Here is a 16,147-nt window from a genome sequence, read left to right as displayed (position 1 = left end):
CCGGCCCTTTTCTGCGTCGGGGCCTCGCCAGTAGCGCAGAGCCGCCGACGCAGGCACCATTGTATGATGTCCAAGACCAAGCCCGACACCCGCTCTTCAGTCGCCGTGCGGCGCTGGACGGATATCGACCGGTCCGCATCGCTTGTCGAACAGCTCGACGCGATCTTCTTCGAGGCGAGCAACACCAAGGCGTTTCCCAGCGAGGAGGCCCGCGCCGCGTTCCGCGAGCGCTGGTTCGGCCGCTATCTGACCCAGCATCCGCAGTGGGCTTACGTCGCGCTTGCAGCCGATGGCTCCGTCGCCGGCTACTTGGTGGGCGCGCTCGACGAGGCGAGCGGCTTTGATGACTTCGCTGACGCCGCCCGGGAGTTCCCCGCCCACCTGCATGTCAATCTGGCGCCCGCGTACCGCAGCCGCGGTATCGGCGCGGCGCTGATCGACGCCTTCGCCGCGGACGCGATACGGGCCGGCGCCAAGGGCATGCACATCGTCACCTCGGCCGACGCCCGCAACGTCCGTTTCTATGAGCGGTCCCGTTTCAGCGAGCAGGCCCGCACCAGCGTGAACGGCCGCGATCTCGTGTTTCTCGGGCGCCGCCTGTAGCGGTCACCCCTCCTATTCCCCGCCACTGCCGATGCGTATAGTCGGCGCCCGTCATATCTGGGATGGCCTATACCTATGCACGTCTTATGGCGCGGCGACACTCTGCAGCGGCTGCGGCTCGTCTCGGGGCTCATCCTCTTCACATTTGCAGCGACGCACTTCATCAACCACTCGCTCGGGCTGATCAGCGTCGACTGGATGCACGAGATGCAGAAGTGGCGCTGGGTGGTCACCCGCTCCTGGCCCGGCACCATCGTGCTGCTGGCGGCGCTTCTCACGCACGCTTCGCTGGGGCTCTACAAGCTGGCCGGCCGCGCCACACTGCGGCTGCCGCGCTGGGAGCTCGTCCAGATCCTGCTCGGTATCTCGATCCCGTTCCTCTTGCTGCCGCACATCATCAACACGCGCATCGCGCACGTGTTCTTCAATGTGAACGACATCTACGTCTACGAGCTCGCCAAGCTGTGGCCGGCGAGCGCCATCATCCAGAGCCTGTTGCTCGTCATCGTCTGGGTGCACGGCTGCATGGGCATCCATTTCTGGATGCGGCTCTATCCGGCCTACCGGCGAATCTTCCCGCTGCTGTTGACGCTGGCGGTAATTATCCCTCTGTCTGCGCTCGGCGGCTTTGCCGTAGCCGGCAGCAACGTCGCGGCGGCGATCGAGATCCCGTCGGTGTTCGCCAATCTGAAAGTGCTGACCCGCTGGCCCGATGCCGCCGCGAGTGAATCGCTCGCCTGGTTGCGGAATCTTGCACGCATCGAGTTCGGCGCCGTGCTCGCCGTTATCTTCGGGTGCATCGCCTGGACATACTTCGCGCGTGTCGCCGGGCCAAAGGTGACGGTCGCCTATACGTCGGGCCCGACGGTACGCGTCCCGCAAGGACCGACGCTGCTCGAGATCAGTCGTATGTCGCGTGTGCCGCACGCGTCTGTGTGTGGTGGTCGGGCGCGCTGCTCCACCTGCCGCGTGCGCATCGAGCGCGGCTCCTACGGCCTGCCGCCCCCGGTATTCCCCGAGGTCGTCACGCTCGGCAGCATCGGTGCGCCGCCCAATGTCCGCCTCGCGTGCCAGATCCGGCCCGAGCACTATCTCATCGTCACCCGCCTTCTGAAGTCCGAGACGGCAGGCCCCGAGGACATCGCGATCGAGGAGGCGGATTCCGCCGGCGTCGAGAAGACGCTCGCCGTCATGTTCGTCGATCTTCGCGATTTTACGCGGCTATCGGAGAAGCGCCTGCCTTTCGATGTCGTCTATGTCTTGAACGAGTTCTTCGGTGTCGTCGGCGCCGCGATCACCGAGCACGGCGGCTGGATCGACAAGTTCCTCGGCGACGGATTGCTCGCCGTGTTCGGCCAGCGCGACGGCGTCGAGGCCGGATGCCGTCAGGCGTTGCGCACCGCGCGCGACGTCGATCTGGCGCTCGATCACATCAACGCCAAGCTCGAAGCCGAGCTTGGCCGCCCGCTCGCCGTCGGCATCGGCATCGACGCCGGGCCGCTGCTGGTTGGCCGCATCGGCTATGGAGAATCGGTCGACTTCACGGTGATCGGCAACCCGGTGAACGTCGCAAGCCGGCTCGAGTCTCTCACCAAGGAGCGCGACGTCCAGCTCATCATGTCGCGCGGGGTGGTGCGCATGACCGGCTGGATTCCGCCGGCGGCCCTGACGGACCAGGTAAGCGTGCGGGGCGTGGCCGAACCGGTGGGCATCATCATGGTGAAGCGCGGTCGCGAGCTTCCGGCCGATGTCCTCGCGCTGCGCGCAGAGGAGAAGGAAAAGGAAAAGCCCGCGGCATGGACCGCGGGCTTCTGGGGGCGTCGCTAGAAACGCCGATCTAGTCTTTGTCGCCGTCGCACGGGAAGGTGACGACGCCGACGAAGGGTGCGGTGACCTTGCAGGTCTTGCCGGAGCGCTTCAGCTTCACCGGGCCGTCGCCGCTCTCCAGCTCGTCCATCAGGCGGGCAACGACCTTGCCGCCCTTCCTGCCCTTCGGCTCGTCGTTTGCGTCATCTTCGGCATCGGCATTTGCTGTGTCTGCGCTGTCCTTTGCCTGCGGTTTGGCGGGCTCGGTCTTCGCAGTCTCGTTCGCCGCCGGCTTGTCTGACTTCGACTTCGCCTTGTCGGACTTGCCGTTGTCGATATCGTCGCTCTCCGACTTGGCCGTGTTGAGCTCGATTGGCTCCGACTTCGCCTCGGTCGCTGGCTTGGTCGTCGGCGTAGCCTCGGACTTGGTCGCATCGGCCTTGGCGGTATCGGTCTTCTCGGCCGGAGCCGCGGGCGTCGCCGCGGCGCTATCGCCGTTGCACTTCTTGATGTCGGCCGGAGCGCGTTTCCACGTGTAGGTCTCGCTCAGCCACTTGGTGCCGGCATAGCCCATGACGCGCAGCTTGTCGCCATTCAGCGCCGTCACCTCGACGTCGTACTTGGAGCCGCGGTCCGGATCGAAGATCCAACCGTTGTCCCACTTGTTCTTGCCGACGGATTTGACGTTACCGATGATCTGCTTGCCGCACTGATCGGAGTTCTTGGCGTCATCCACCCAGGCGACGTGACCGCACAGCTTGCCGTTGCAGTCGGTAATCTCGACGGCACCGCGACCGGTGTGGTCGATCCACACACCGAGCGGTGAGTTGTCTGCGTGCGCTGCTGCTGCCGCGAACGCTGCGCCGGCGATGATGGCGCTGCGCAGGACGATACGGTTGAAACGCATGTGCACCTCCCAAAAACCTATTGCTCTTGACCTATGAAAACGCGCACGCGCGCGCAAGCGAACTTGTTCGTGAGCGAATTGTCATGAAGGACGCGTAGCGCGCTGTTCCGCACGGAACACGCATCATTGCAGAAGTGTAAGGCTCACTTCCTGACGAACACGCTGGCCCTCAGCACGGCCTTTGCGCCTGCGTTTTCGGGCGCGTAGTAGTGAACATAACTCAGCGCGTCGGGCCGCTGGTGTGTCCAGGTGTACACGCGCATGGGGCCTTCCTGCCACGATTGATCGGCGGCGCGGCCCATGACCCGCGTCAATTCGCCGAGCAGCGGATCGGGCTTTGCACTCGGCACGAGCAGCGAGCACGCCGTGTTCGTCGCATTGGCGAACGCCGGCATCTTCTTCTTGAATTCGTCGTCCGGCTTCGCTTGCGATGCGGTGAGGATGAACTGCTCGCCGTGATCGTGATAGCGCCAGGCGAAAAGCTTATCCGTCGGCACTGGCGGCGCGTAGGGCGCGAGGTCTTCGCCCGTCAGCTGATCGAATTCGCCGAAGCCGGCGGCGCGCTCGATGCCGTTGAGGTCGGGAAGCTGCTTCAGGCAAAGAAAATCGAACAGACCGATGGTGCGCGTCGGCCCCTTGGTCTTGGGGATCGTCTGAGCAGCGCCGAGCGCGGGTAGAGCCGCGATCGCCACGGCCGTGAGTGTCGTGCGGATCAAGACACGGATCATGTCACCCCCGTGTTCGCGAGCTTACCGCGAGGCAACCGGCGGCGGCGCCGGCGGCCAACCCGAAGTGTCCTCCGACCACCGGTTCTCGGCGATCATCTTCGCCTGCTCCTCGCAGGTGGGCGGCTTGCGTGACATGCGCGTCCACACCTCGGACGATCCGAATATGGGCAGCAGCATGTAGCCGGTCACCTTGACCTGGTTGCGGTCGAGCACCTGGGCGTAGCCCGAGAAGCTCATGCCGTGGTCGGGCACATAGACACTCCCGTCGGCCCAGGTTCCGTCCGGCTGCTTCTTGAAGCCGGTGACGACGACGAGCCCGCACACGAACCGATTCTGCAGCTTCGGATCGGAGTTGCGGAAGTCGCGTAGCGGCCCGCGATCCGGACCACGCGGTTTCTTCAGCCACGCGACGCGACCGCAACGGTCGCGACCGCACGGCCCGAATTGCAGGATGACCTCGCCGTGGGAATCGATCCAGTAGCCGTCGAGGTTCTCGGCGCGAGCCGGTGCCGATATGGCGGCGGCAAATATGGCTGCCAAACAAAGTGCGACGGCCCGCATACGCCTGTAGTCCCTCATCAATCGTTGTCGTGACCTAAAGGTCACCCTTGCCACGAACGAGCGCCGTCGACAATCTACCCAGGCGGTCAAGGCGCTATTGCGGCTGCTCCTGTGGCGGATACGGCTCCCCTTCCTCGCTGGGCGTAGAATTCTCTTCCGGTGTTGCGGTGTCGGCTTCGTCCGGTGTTACCGAGCTATCAGGAGCCTTGACGGTGCGGCGGTGGCGATGGTGCTCTTGCCGTTGCGTATCATGGTGCGTTTCATAGCCGAATTGCCGGGCGACGTTTCCGGTTCCGGCGAGCAGCGCGACCATAGAAACAGCGATCACGACGACCGACACCGCGGCCTGCCAGAAGTAGGGTTGCGCGCGCAGCGTGCCGGCGGTCGAGTTCATCTCCTTCGTGATCACGTATCCGCCCATGCCGCGGCGAAACCAGCCGGTCAGTTTGCCGTCCTGGCCCAAATGTTTGGGCACGCGCCGCCAGCCGGCGAAGAGATCGCCGATGAAGCCGAGCATGGAGCGGAAGTCGGCGGTGATGAGCCCGGTCTTGTCCTGATAGATCACGTCTTCGCCGGCGATGAAGCCGGGGTTGGCACGGCCGATCGCCTTGCCGGTGAGTTGAGCTAGGCGTCCGACGACGGGCGAGGCGGCAGGGTTGGTCATCAAGTCGGCGACCGTTACCGGTCGTGCGTCACCAGACGGGTAGCGCAGCGGCAGGGTGACGAGCACGCCGATGGCGGCGGCGGCGGGGATGAGCGGCCAGCTGCCGAGGAGCGCCGCGAGCAATGCCAGTCCGAGCGGTACGGCGAGAATACCGAGCTCGTACCAGAACTGTCCCCACAGCGCGCCCTGGTCGAGGCGCACGCGCTGCGCGGCGGCCTTCAAGTCGTAGTCGGGGAACGACTGCGCCTTCTGGCGCGCGATATCGCCAAGGGCCGAGATGCGCATGCCGGTAAGCGGATGCGTCGAGTTGAGCTCGATCAGCCGCGCCCACGGATTGTGTGCGTCGAACAGCATCGCTTCGGAGGCGCGCGCCGGGTCGCCGAGATCGCTTTCCGCCTCGAGGCCCGAGTAGCGCGCGTTCTTCACGTCGACGACGCCCATGTGCCGCGTCGACTGCAGCAGGCTTTGGGTCGACTCGTCGTCCTCGACCTTGACGATGCCGTAGGCGACCTTGACGAGCGCTGAAGCGAGATGGCGCGCCTCGACCCGTTCCGCCGAGAAGGCGTCCGCGAGATATTCGCGCGTGCGGCTCAGATAGTAGAGCAGGTAGATGCCGACGTAGTACATGACGAGCGCGGCGATGCCGACGAGCGCCTGTCCGCCCTTGTTCTTGCCGCCCGACCTCCCCGACCGTATCGAAGCGGCATAGACTTGATAGAGGATCTGCACCAGCGTGCCGGCCGCGGTCATGACGATGAAGTCGCGGTTGACGATGTGTCCCAGCTCGTGGGCGACGACGGCTTTCTGCTCGTCCTCGTTGAGAAATTCGAAGATGCCATCGGTGACGACAATGCGCGCATTGGAGCGCAGCAAACCGTAGGTGAAGGCGGTCGGGTTGCGATCGGGGATGAGGCCGATGCGGGGCGCGCTGAAACTATAGTCGCGGGCGACGTCGTGGAGCAGCTGGTGCACGGCGGGATAGCGCGTCTTCACCTCGGCGTCGTCGAGGAACTCCAGCTTGTTGAACCAACGCAGCGACCAGTCGCTGATCCACGGGCTGATGAGCCAGATCACGGCGTTGATGATGATGGTCAGCGTGATGGCGAAGCCGAGGTTGACGCTGTCGGTGTAGACCAGCCCAGCCAGGATGACGCCGCACACCATGCCGAGCAGCAAGCCGATGGTGACGAACGAGGCAAAGAACAGCTTGGCCATCGCATTCCCTCTCAAGTGTCGTCGCGCCTCCCCCTGGACGGCGCAAAATCGGCGGCCACCCTAGGGCCGTTCGCGTGCCTCGCCTAGCTTGTGAAAGTGCCGTTCGGCTTCATCGCGTCGGCCGGTGAGGCGCGCTTACGCGACGATCCGGTGCTCGGCATTCGAGCAATGTGCGGCGCTCCGATTCAGCTTCGTGCGCCAACATTTTGTTCCGGGCCGGTTTTCCACAGGGGAATTGCTGTCGCCGGCACGCTCGAAATATTTCGAATCCTAATTACGGTGCGTCACGCCGCGCATGTCTCAACCCGTGCGTGGCAAAACGCATGGAGGGTCTCATGGCATTTGTCACTGGCGATGTCGTTGCCGTTACGGGCGACGAGATGCCGTTCAAGGTCGTCTTCAAGCAGGGCGAGACGATCCTGACCGAATGGCTGGTGGAATCGAAAGAGGACGGAGAGGTTCAGATCGTCGAAACCCTTAAGAGCCTCATCGACGACGAGGACGAGGAAGGCGACGACGAGGACTGAGCCGAGCCCGTACTTCTGGGGAGCTTTTCTCAGCTGGCGGTGGCGCATCGCGCGGCCGCCAGCATCCTCTCTCCAACCCTGTGGATAACTTTGTTCTCCGTGATCATTTAGGGGTTGTTTAGGGAACAAATATCGAACATTATCAGGCCATGCGCTTCAGCTTCCTGCATTCCGCCGACTGGCAGATCGGCAAACGGTTCGGTTCCTTCCCGGGCGACAAGCCCGCGGTCCTGCGCGACCAGCGTCTGCAGGCCGTGGATCGTCTGGCGCAAACGGCGACTGCCGCCGGCTGCTCGGCGGTGCTTGTCGCCGGCGACGTGTTCGACGCCGAGACCATCCCCGAGGCCCAGGGCGAACAGCTCATGGCCCGCTTGCGCGCCTACCCGGCGCTCGCCTGGCACCTGCTCCCCGGCAATCACGACCCGGCACGCGCCGGCGGCGTGTGGGCCGGTATCATCTCCGGCGGACTGCCACAGAATGTTTTCGTGCACGTCGAGCCCAAGGCGGTCGACGTCGCACCCGGAGTCGTGCTGCTGCCGGCGCCGCTCACGTCCAAGCGCACGAGCACCGATCCGACCGCGTGGATGGATGCTGCGGCGTCGCCCTCGGGCACGCTGCGCGTCGGTCTGGCACACGGTTCCGTGCAAGGTTTCGGCAGCGCCGGAGAGGCGAACGTGCCGATCGATCCGGCGCGCTGCAAGAAGGCTGGCCTCGACTATCTCGCACTGGGTGACTGGCATGGGACCACGCGCATCTCTGATCGCGTCTGGTACTCCGGCACGCCCGAGCCCGACGGGTTTCGCGACAACGACCCAGGCAATGCGCTGATCGTGCGCCTCGAGGGCAATGCGCCGCCTGCAGTGGAGCGCGTGCCAACAGCACATTTCACCTGGCGGCGGCGCGAGCAGAAGATCGACGGCGCGCATTCGCTGGACCCGGCCGAGGCCGAGGTCGCCGCGCTCGCCAGTGCGGCTGGACGGTCGCTCATGTGGCTCGAACTGTCGGGCACGGTGCCGCTCGCCGAATTGGCGCGCATCGAGGAGCGGCTCGGCAAACTGGCGCCGCGCTTGTTCCATCTCGCCTTCGATTTGAGCGGCGTCGCCGCGTTTGCCGACGCGGCAGATCTCGCGTCGCTGAACTCGCCGGCGCTCGGCGATATCGCCCAACGTCTCAGGGTCATGTCGGAGGCGGGCGGCAGCGACGCCGCCGTTGCCGGCCGGGCGCTGCGCCGGCTGTTCGCGCTGGCGCGGCAAGCGGAAGCGGGAGTGTAGGCATGAAGATCCGCGCCATTCGTCTGAAGGAAGTCGGCCGTTTCAGCGCGCCGGTTGCGCTCGAAGGCTTGACGGGCGGGCTCGACGTGCTGGCCGGGCCGAACGAACTCGGCAAGTCGACCATCCTCAAGGCGGTGAACACGGCGCTGTTCCTGCCGCACACCTCCAAGAAGCAGGAGATCGAGGAGCTGCGTCCCTACGCCGGCGGCGCGCCGCTGATCGAACTCGACCTCGAGGTCGAGGGTCGCGGCTGGCGGTTGCGCAAGCAGTATCTGTCGTCGCGCTCAGCCGAGCTTCGCGACTTGTCCACCGGGCAGGTGTCGCGCGGGGCGGACGCCGAGACGCAGCTCGCGATGCTGCTCGGCGGTACGGGGCACTTCGCGCTTCTATGCGTCGAGCAGGGTGCGGCGATGGCGAGCATGGCGCCGGTGAAAACCGGCGGCCAGACGTTCATGGCGGCAATCGAGAGCGAGATAGAGAACGTCACCGACGGCAGCGCCGCGCGCTTCGTCGCCGAGCGCGTGAAAAGCGAGTTGGCTACGCTGCTCACCAGCCACAATCCACCACGTCCGACGGGCGCCCTGAAGACGGCACTCGACGAGCGCGACGGGCTCGTCAAGCAGCGCGACGAGGCGCAAGGGCGTCTCGAGCGCGCGCAGATGCGTCTCGACGAGCTTGAGCGGCTGCGCGGGGAGCTTGCGGCGCTGTCCGACGCGGCGGCGATGGCCGAGCGGGTGCGGACTGCGGATGCGGCGCGCCAGGCGTTTGAGGAGGCACGCGACGCGCGCGAGAAATACAGTGCCGCCGCGGCCGCTCTTGTCGCCTGCGAGCGCCAGCTCGGCGCCGCGCAAACGATGTTGGAGAGCTTCGAGCGCCGCGCCGGCGACCTTTCCCGCCTTGAAACTACGGCTACCGAGACCGCGCCGCTGCTGGCCGATTGCGAGGCGCGCGCCGCGGCCTGCAGCGCACGCACGCTGGACGCGCGCGGCGCGCGCACCGCCCTCAGGAATGCGCTCACGGCGCTCGAGCGTGACCGCAAAGCATTGGAGCGCAGCGAGCGTCTGGCGGAGCTGACGCAGCGGCTCGATGCGGCGCGCGCGGCGCACACCGAGCGCACGCAGGTTATCGAGGCCTTGGCCGGCAACGGCGCCGAGGACAAGGTCGTCGACGCCGCACGCCGCGAGGCGGCAAGCATTGCCAGGATCGAGGCGCGCCTTACCGCCGCGGCACCGCGCGTGTCACTCGCCTACGCGCCCGGCGCGGCAGGCAAGGTTAGGGTCGATGGACGCCCGCTCGCTGACGGCGAGATGTTGCAGCCGACGCGGCCGATCACGCTGGAGATCGCCGGCATTGGCGTCATCACCATCGCGCCGGGACAATCGGACGACGTTGCGCAGGACGAGGCTGACCTTGCCGCGCACCGCCGCACACTGGCGAAGCTGTTGCAGAGCGCTGGCGCGGCGACTCTGGACGATGCCGAGCGGCTCCTCGCCGAGCGTCGCGACGGGGAGGCGCGGCTGTCGGATGCCACCGCGCGGCTCAAGGCCTCGGCGCCGGAAGGCATGGATCGCCTGCAGCGGTCGCACGCGGAGCTGGCGGCGCAGGCGGCGGCGGCCGATGCGCTGCCTTCGCCGGAAGGGCTGGAAGCTCGCGCTGCCGAAGTGATGGAGGCGCTCGGCGCCGCCGAGACGCAGCTCACCTCGGCCGAGGGCGCCGAGCGCGACACCCGCGAGGAGCTTGTTGACTTGCGCGCCCGCGCCACCGGCCGCGCGGCCGAGATCGAGAAGCTGGTCCGTGAGCTCGGTACGCCGGATGTGCGCGCGAGCGTGCACCTGGAGAAGCGCGAAGTGCTCGCCACCGCCCAGTCGGCGCTCAACGCCGCGGTGCGCGACGCCGCCGCCTGGCGCGAGAAGGCGCCCGACGAGACGAGCTTCGCTGACTTGAAACGCGCCGCGGCGGCGGCAGAGGATGCCTGCCAGAAGGCGCGCAACGATCTCGCCCTCCTGCGCCAGCAGGAAGCCGGGTTGCTCGGCGAGCTGAAGACCGATCGCGCCGACGACGTCGCCGCGCGCCTCGACGAGCTCAACGATCTCGTCGCGCGCGCCGAAGCGCGCTGCCGCGACCTGCAGGAAGAGGCGTCGGCGCTGCAACTCCTCGCCCAGGAGCTCGACGCGTCGGCGGCCCGCACCCGCGACCGCTTCGCCAAGCCGGTGGTCGAACGCCTGGCGCCCTATCTGCAACTCATCCTGCCGCAGGCGCGGCTCGTGCTCGGCGAGGACCTGGCACCGCAGTCGCTGGAGCGCGGCAGCGCGCGGGAGGACTTTGCGCGTTTGAGCGGCGGCACGCAGGAGCAGCTGGGGCTGCTCGTGCGCCTCGCCTTCGCGCGGCTTCTCGCTGATACCGGTACGCCCGCACCGCTCATCATCGACGATGCCGTGGTCAACACCGACGACGATCGGCTCATGCGCCTGTTCCAGGCGCTGCAGCACGCCGCGCAACGGCATCAGGTGCTGGTGCTCTCCTGTCGGCAGCGCGACTTCGACCACCTGGGTGGCCATCGCATCGCGCTGTCCACCTGGGAAGACGCACGCGCCGCCGCCTGATCCGATATCGGCGAAAGAAAAACCCCGAGCGCCTCGCGGTGCCCGGGGTCGAATTTTTCTAGGCGATCGCTCGCGACGGAGCCTTAGCCAAGGCTAGAGCCGGAGAGGGAAGGAAATTCCGGCTTCTGGTTGTCGCCCGTCGGATCGTCCGAACGGCGCGACTTGCCTTCGAAGAAGGCGCCCTGCTCGATGGCCAGCGCCTGATGGAAGATGTCGCCCTCGACGTGGCTGGAGGACTGCAGCATGACGCGCTTGCCGCGCACCGAGCCCATCACGTGGCCGCGCACGACGATCTCCTCGGCGACGATGCCGCCGGTGATGCGCGCCTTCTCGCCGATCACGACGTAGGTGCCCTGGATGTCGCCCTGGACCTCGCCGTCGATCTGGACTTCACCTTTGGAGATGAGGTTGCCATTGATCGTAAGATCGGGGCCGATGACGGAAGGTGCATTACGCTCGGACGAGCGGGCGAGCCCGATCGGGCGGGACGAGGACGAAGGCGTGGGCGGCGTGCTCGCGGGTGCGAAGCTCGGGCTGACCTTGGGCGGCTCCGTCTCGGATCTCTTGAAATTCGGCAACATATGCGTGCACCTCTGCTCTGACGCAACAACCGCAACCGTAAGGGTGTGTCTCAGCGATAGGGATCAAAGCGGCATCTGCGGCCGAAATCCCCCTTCCCCTTCCGTCATCTAAGCACAAATCCAGACGTGGGTCATCGGCTGCGGCACCCCTCGCGGCACAAATTGTGGGCAACGTAACCGACGCTTACGCCTAAGCTTTCATCGCCCGCAGCGCAGCCAAAACCTCTTCGGCATGGCCCGGCACGCGGACGTTGCGCCAGACCCGGGCCACCTTGCCCGCCGTATCTATCAAGAATGTGGCACGCTCGACGCCCATGTATTTGCGCCCGTACATCTGCTTTTCGACCCAGACCCCGTACGCCTCCGCGGCGCTGCGGGCTTCATCCGACAACAGACGAACGTCGAGGCCGTACTTGTCCTGGAATTTGCGGTGGCTGGCCGGGCTGTCTGGAGAAATTCCTAGCAGCTCGGCGCCGGCGGCGCGGAAATCCTGGGCGAGGCAGGTGAAGTCCTTGGCCTCGGCGGTGCAGCCCGACGTATCATCCTTGGGATAGAAATAAACAACGACCGGACGGCCGCGCAGCGCCGACAGTCTTACGCTCTCGCCGTCACCGTCGGGCAACTCGAAGTCGGGGGGCGTCATGCCGTCCGCGATGGTCACCGAGATGCCTTTCTTTTGTCGTTTTTGCCCATGCACGTGCATCTACGTCGCACGGCGAGATTGCCCGTTGCGCCTGAGGCTTAGCGGCGCTCTTTAGGCCGCGCAAGGGCGGGCGCGCTTGGCGGCGCGCGGGGCAACGTGGGGGCCGGCAGAGGGGCTGCCGGCGCAGGCAACCGAATGCTGCACTTGTTGCGCGCGGCGGGCGCGGTTTGTTGTTTGCGTCGGGACTAGGTCTCGAAACTGTCGAGGGGCCGGGCTTGCAAACGACCGGAAGACCAAAAACACAACCCGGCTACGGGAGGGGGCGCAACGAGGAGCAGACGTCGACCCTCAAGCGCAAGGTGACGACGGCTGCCGTCGCTTGCGACAACGTCCTGCACGGGGTCGGGCGTTTCGCCTTCATCCTCGCGCCGTTCCTCATGCTGGCGCTGCTCGTCGCCGGCCTCGGCTACGTCCGCCTGCGGCACGGGCCCATCTCGCTCAATTTCCTCGCCGAGCCGATCGAGCGGGGCATCAACGCCGAGCTCGCCGGCAATTCCGTGCGTATCGACGACGTCGTCGTCAGCTTGGCTGAGAGCGGCGGCCTTGAGTTCCGCCTGCGCAACATCCGCATGCACGAGAAGGACGGCGATGTCGTCGCCTCCGCACCGTTCGCCGCCGTCGAGCTCTCGAGCGCCGCGCTTTGGTCGATGCGCGTAGTGCCCGCCCGCATCGAGCTGATCGAGCCGCGCCTGTTTCTCTACTATTCGGAGAACGGCGGCCTGGCGCTCAGCTTCTCCAAGCCGGTGGCGACCGAGGCGCCGCTTACTAATGCGGCGACGGAACCCATCGCACCGACGCCGGTGCCGGCAGAGCGGCCGGCGCAGGCCGTGGCCGCCTCGCGCGAGGCGGCAGGCCCGCTGAAGCGCATCGATCTCGCCCGCGTTGTCACCGACATGTCGTCGCGCGCCCGGCAGCGCCTCGACGCAAGCTCCTACTTGCGCGAGTTGGGTCTGCGCAATGCGACCGTGCTCGTCGACTACTCCGGCCGCACCACGGAGTGGCGCGTGCCGAGCCTCACCGTGGGCCTGACGCACGCGCGCACGCGCAGCGTCATCGCCGGCCGCGCCAGCGTGGCGGCGGCGGGCGGCAAGCCCTGGCAGCTCACCTTCGAGACCGACGAGTCGGAGAAAAACCGGACGCTGACCATCAAGACGTCGGTCACCGATCTGGTGCCGCGCTCGATTTCCGGCACGCTGCCGCAACTCTCTCTCTTGCAGGCCCTCGATCTGCCGGTGAACGGCAACGCTACGCTCGAGATGACCAGCGACGGCGACATCCGCACCGCCTCGCTGTCGATCGATGTCGGGCATGGAAGCCTTCAGCTGCCCGCATTGCCCGAGGCGCCGCTGGAGGTCGACGGCGGCTCCGTGAAGCTCGCTTACGACGGCGCCGCGGAGAAGATCACGCTCGCGCCTTCCACACTCAGCTGGCGCGGCAGCCGGGTGACGATTTCCGGGACTGCGGCGGAGGAGAAGGCCGATCCCCAGAACGCGTCGTGGACATTCAGCCTGCGATCCGACTCCGGCTCGTTCGCTGCCGAGGAGTTCAAGGTCCCTGCCGTGGCCCTCGACGAATGGCGTGCCAGTGGCCGGATCGTGCCGCGCCGCGGTCAGATCGAGCTCGCCGAGTTCAAGCTGCGAGCCGGAGGCGCCGAGATTGCCCTTTCCGGCGACCTCGTCACCGGCGTCGAGCCGGCGAGCACGCGCATCGAAGGCACGTTGAGCCCGATGCCGCTCAACACGCTCAAGGCACTGTGGCCCAAGGCGATCGCGCCCGGCGCGCGCGATTGGGTGGGCGAGAGGATCGATCGTGCCTCGATCCAGGGTGGCAAGTTCCGTTTCTTGAGTGGCGCGCACATGGCGCCGGGAATGAGCGTCGGCGCGCAGGAGCACCAGCTCTCGTTCTTTCTCGACACCGCCGACTTGGAGCTGCGCGTCATCGACGCGCTGCCGCCGATTACGGTGCCGCGGGCCACGACTCGCATTGAGAACGATGGGCTCGAGGTCAATATTCCCGAGGCCAATATCGTCGTGGCTCCCGACCGCATCGTGCCGCTGCAGGCCGGTCGATTCACCGCCGTCGACATCATGAGCGAGGTGCCCACCGGCGAGATCGTCTTCGCCTCGCAATCGACCGTCGCCCCCGTCATGGCGCTCATCGCCCATGCCGACCCGGAATTCCTGGAGGAGACGAACCTGCCGCGCGACGGCATGGAGGGCAAGTTCGAGTCCAAGTTCAAGATCGGCCTGCCGCTGCTCGCCGACGTGCCGACCAGCGCCATCAAGGTTGAAGGCAAGGGCAAGCTCACCGACGGCCGCGTCAAGCAGTTTCTCGGCGCCTATCAGGTGCAGAGCGCCAGCTTCGATATCGACCTTTCGGAGAAAGCCGCCGGCGCCAACGGTCAGATGCTGATCAACGGCGTGCTCGCCAAGCTCGCCTGGCAGCGCATCTTCGATGCGCCGATGGACAAGCAGCCGCCGCTCCGCCTGACGGCGACGCTCGACAACACCGACCGCAGTCAGCTCGGGCTCGACATCAATCAAATGGTGCAGGGCGTGGTGCCGGTCGAAGTTACCGTGGGCCGTGACGCGTCGGACCAATCGATCGTGCGGCTGCACGCCGATCTGACCAATGCCGATCTGCTCCTTGAGGGCGTAGGCTGGCGCAAACCGCCGGGCCGCGCCGCGACGCTCCAGTGCGACATCGCGAAGGGCAAAACCTACAAGACCGAGCTGCAGAACTTCAAGGTCGCCGGCGACGACATCGCCATCGAGGGTTGGGCGGCGATCGACGCGGAGAACCGCCTGCGCGAGTTCTTCTTCCCCGACTTCTCCTTGAACGTCATCACGCGCATGGAGCTGCAGGGCAAGCTCGGCCGCGACGACGTATGGAAGGTGTCGGCGCGCGGCAGCACCTTCGACGGCCGCGACTTCTTCCGCTCGCTGTTCTCGCTTGGCCAGCTTGCCGACCAGGCCGCGTCGAAGCCGAAGAATCCGCGCGAGGGTATCGACCTTGACGCCAAGATCGACACCGTCATCGGCCACCGCGAGGTGTCGCTGCGCAACGTCACGGTCAAAATGTCGAAGCGCGCCGACAAGCTGACGGCACTGGACGTGCGCTCCACCCTCGATGGCGGAAAGCCGCTGGCGGTGATGCTGCGCGAGGAGGCGGGACAGCAGCGCAAGCTCTATGCGGATTCCACCGATGCCGGTCAGGCGTTCAAGCTGATCGACTTCTACCCCAACATCCAGGGCGGCCGCGTGCGGCTCGAGGTCAACCTGGAAGGCAAGGGCGCCGCCGAGAAGACGGGCACGCTCTGGGTCGAGCAGTTCCGTATTCTTGGCGACCCGGTTGTTTCGGAAGTGTTCAGCGGCGCTGATGAGGGGCGTCCGGCGATCGACGGCGCCGCCGGCCGGTCCAACAAGCAGGTCGTGCGCGAGGTGTTCGAGTTCAACCTTATGCGCGTGCCGTTCTCGGTCGGCTACGGCCAGTTCGTGATGAGCGATTCTCAGCTGCGCGGGCCCATGCTGGGCGCCTCGATTCGCGGCAAGGTCGACTACAAAATGCGGCGCGTGAACCTGGGTGGCACCTACGTGCCGCTCCAGGGTCTCAACAGCGCCTTGTGCGAGATCCCCCTGTTCGGCGCCATCATCACTGGCCCGAAGTGCGAAGGCATCTCCGGCATGACCTTCGCCATCCAGGGCTCGATGGATCGGCCCGAGGTGATTGTTAATCCGCTCTCGATGCTGGCGCCGGGCATCTTCCGCGACATCTTCCAGATGACGCCGTTCGATCCCAAGGTGCAGCGGCGCGACGACGACCCGGGCAGCAGTCGTGAGGGCGTGCGCGCGTCGAGTACGATCGGCAAGGCCGGCGACGACGGCAAGCCGACGGGAGCGCCGGGCACGGTTGTCGGCTCGGACACCGTTGACGGCTGGAATTCGCAGACCGTCTCGCCGCCGACCCGCAAGCAGTGAG

The 16,147-nt window shown here is 66.4% G+C and carries 12 protein-coding genes; 6 read left to right on the top strand and 6 right to left on the bottom strand.

Translation table 11 applies throughout. The features are described from left to right. Positions 1 to 66: 66 nt before the first annotated feature. Both GIW81_RS05715 and GIW81_RS05710 read left to right on the top strand, forming a co-directional pair. Positions 67 to 603, top strand: a complete 537-nt coding sequence (locus GIW81_RS05715; protein ID WP_154738331.1) for a GNAT family N-acetyltransferase — start codon at positions 67 to 69, stop codon at positions 601 to 603. A 75-nt stretch (positions 604 to 678) separates the two neighbouring features. Continuing rightward, positions 679 to 2,430: an adenylate/guanylate cyclase domain-containing protein gene (locus tag GIW81_RS05710; RefSeq protein ID WP_154738330.1), complete on the top strand. Its 1,752-nt coding sequence runs from the start codon at positions 679 to 681 to the stop codon at positions 2,428 to 2,430. 10 nt (positions 2,431 to 2,440) lie between these two features. On the opposite strand, the gene GIW81_RS05705 is transcribed toward GIW81_RS05710, so the two are convergent. The 4 genes from GIW81_RS05705 to GIW81_RS05690 all read right to left on the bottom strand — a co-directional run bounded on the left by GIW81_RS05705 (position 2,441) and on the right by GIW81_RS05690 (position 6,484). Continuing rightward, entirely contained in the window at positions 2,441 to 3,316 is an 876-nt protein-coding gene (locus GIW81_RS05705) for a DUF2147 domain-containing protein (RefSeq protein ID WP_154738329.1), read from the bottom strand. 143 nt (positions 3,317 to 3,459) lie between these two features. After that, positions 3,460 to 4,044 carry a hypothetical protein gene (locus tag GIW81_RS05700; protein ID WP_154738328.1) on the bottom strand — a complete coding sequence of 195 codons (585 nt, stop codon included), beginning with the start codon at positions 4,042 to 4,044 and terminating at the stop codon, positions 3,460 to 3,462. Between the two features lie 21 nt (positions 4,045 to 4,065). Next, positions 4,066 to 4,584 carry a DUF2147 domain-containing protein gene (locus GIW81_RS05695; RefSeq protein ID WP_210251905.1) on the bottom strand — a complete coding sequence of 173 codons (519 nt, stop codon included), beginning with the start codon at positions 4,582 to 4,584 and terminating at the stop codon, positions 4,066 to 4,068. Between the two features lie 115 nt (positions 4,585 to 4,699). Further along, positions 4,700 to 6,484 (bottom strand): zinc metalloprotease HtpX, encoded by a 1,785-nt coding sequence (locus tag GIW81_RS05690; RefSeq protein ID WP_154738326.1) that lies wholly within the window; start codon positions 6,482 to 6,484, stop codon positions 4,700 to 4,702. Between the two features lie 335 nt (positions 6,485 to 6,819). Between GIW81_RS05690 and GIW81_RS05685 the strand changes: the two genes are divergently transcribed. The 3 genes from GIW81_RS05685 to GIW81_RS05675 all read left to right on the top strand — a co-directional run bounded on the left by GIW81_RS05685 (position 6,820) and on the right by GIW81_RS05675 (position 10,885). Then, complete coding sequence (locus tag GIW81_RS05685; RefSeq protein WP_154738325.1) at positions 6,820 to 7,011, top strand: hypothetical protein; 192 nt, start codon at positions 6,820 to 6,822, stop codon at positions 7,009 to 7,011. Between the two features lie 149 nt (positions 7,012 to 7,160). Continuing rightward, complete coding sequence (locus GIW81_RS05680) at positions 7,161 to 8,282, top strand: metallophosphoesterase family protein (RefSeq protein WP_154738324.1); 1,122 nt, start codon at positions 7,161 to 7,163, stop codon at positions 8,280 to 8,282. Between the two features lie 2 nt (positions 8,283 to 8,284). Then, positions 8,285 to 10,885, top strand: a complete 2,601-nt coding sequence (locus tag GIW81_RS05675; protein WP_154738323.1) for an AAA family ATPase — start codon at positions 8,285 to 8,287, stop codon at positions 10,883 to 10,885. 83 nt (positions 10,886 to 10,968) lie between these two features. Here GIW81_RS05675 and GIW81_RS05670 read toward each other — a convergent pair whose 3' ends face one another. Further along, complete coding sequence (locus tag GIW81_RS05670) at positions 10,969 to 11,466, bottom strand: bactofilin family protein (RefSeq protein WP_154738322.1); 498 nt, start codon at positions 11,464 to 11,466, stop codon at positions 10,969 to 10,971. A 190-nt stretch (positions 11,467 to 11,656) separates the two neighbouring features. After that, positions 11,657 to 12,169 carry a peroxiredoxin gene (locus tag GIW81_RS05665; RefSeq protein ID WP_407658157.1) on the bottom strand — a complete coding sequence of 171 codons (513 nt, stop codon included), beginning with the start codon at positions 12,167 to 12,169 and terminating at the stop codon, positions 11,657 to 11,659. Positions 12,170 to 12,468: 299 nt separating this feature from the next. Here GIW81_RS05665 and GIW81_RS19335 point away from each other — a divergent pair, with 299 nt between their 5' ends. Further along, on the top strand, positions 12,469 to 16,146 hold the full coding sequence (locus GIW81_RS19335; RefSeq protein ID WP_154738321.1) for an AsmA-like C-terminal region-containing protein: 3,678 nt from the start codon (positions 12,469 to 12,471) through the stop codon (positions 16,144 to 16,146). Position 16,147: the final 1 nt, after the last annotated feature.

It is taken from the genome of Hyphomicrobium album (assembly GCF_009708035.1).
In the GTDB taxonomy this organism is placed as follows: Bacteria; Pseudomonadota; Alphaproteobacteria; order Rhizobiales; family Hyphomicrobiaceae; genus Hyphomicrobium_A; species Hyphomicrobium_A album.
This window is presented reverse-complemented; position numbering and strand designations above follow the sequence as displayed.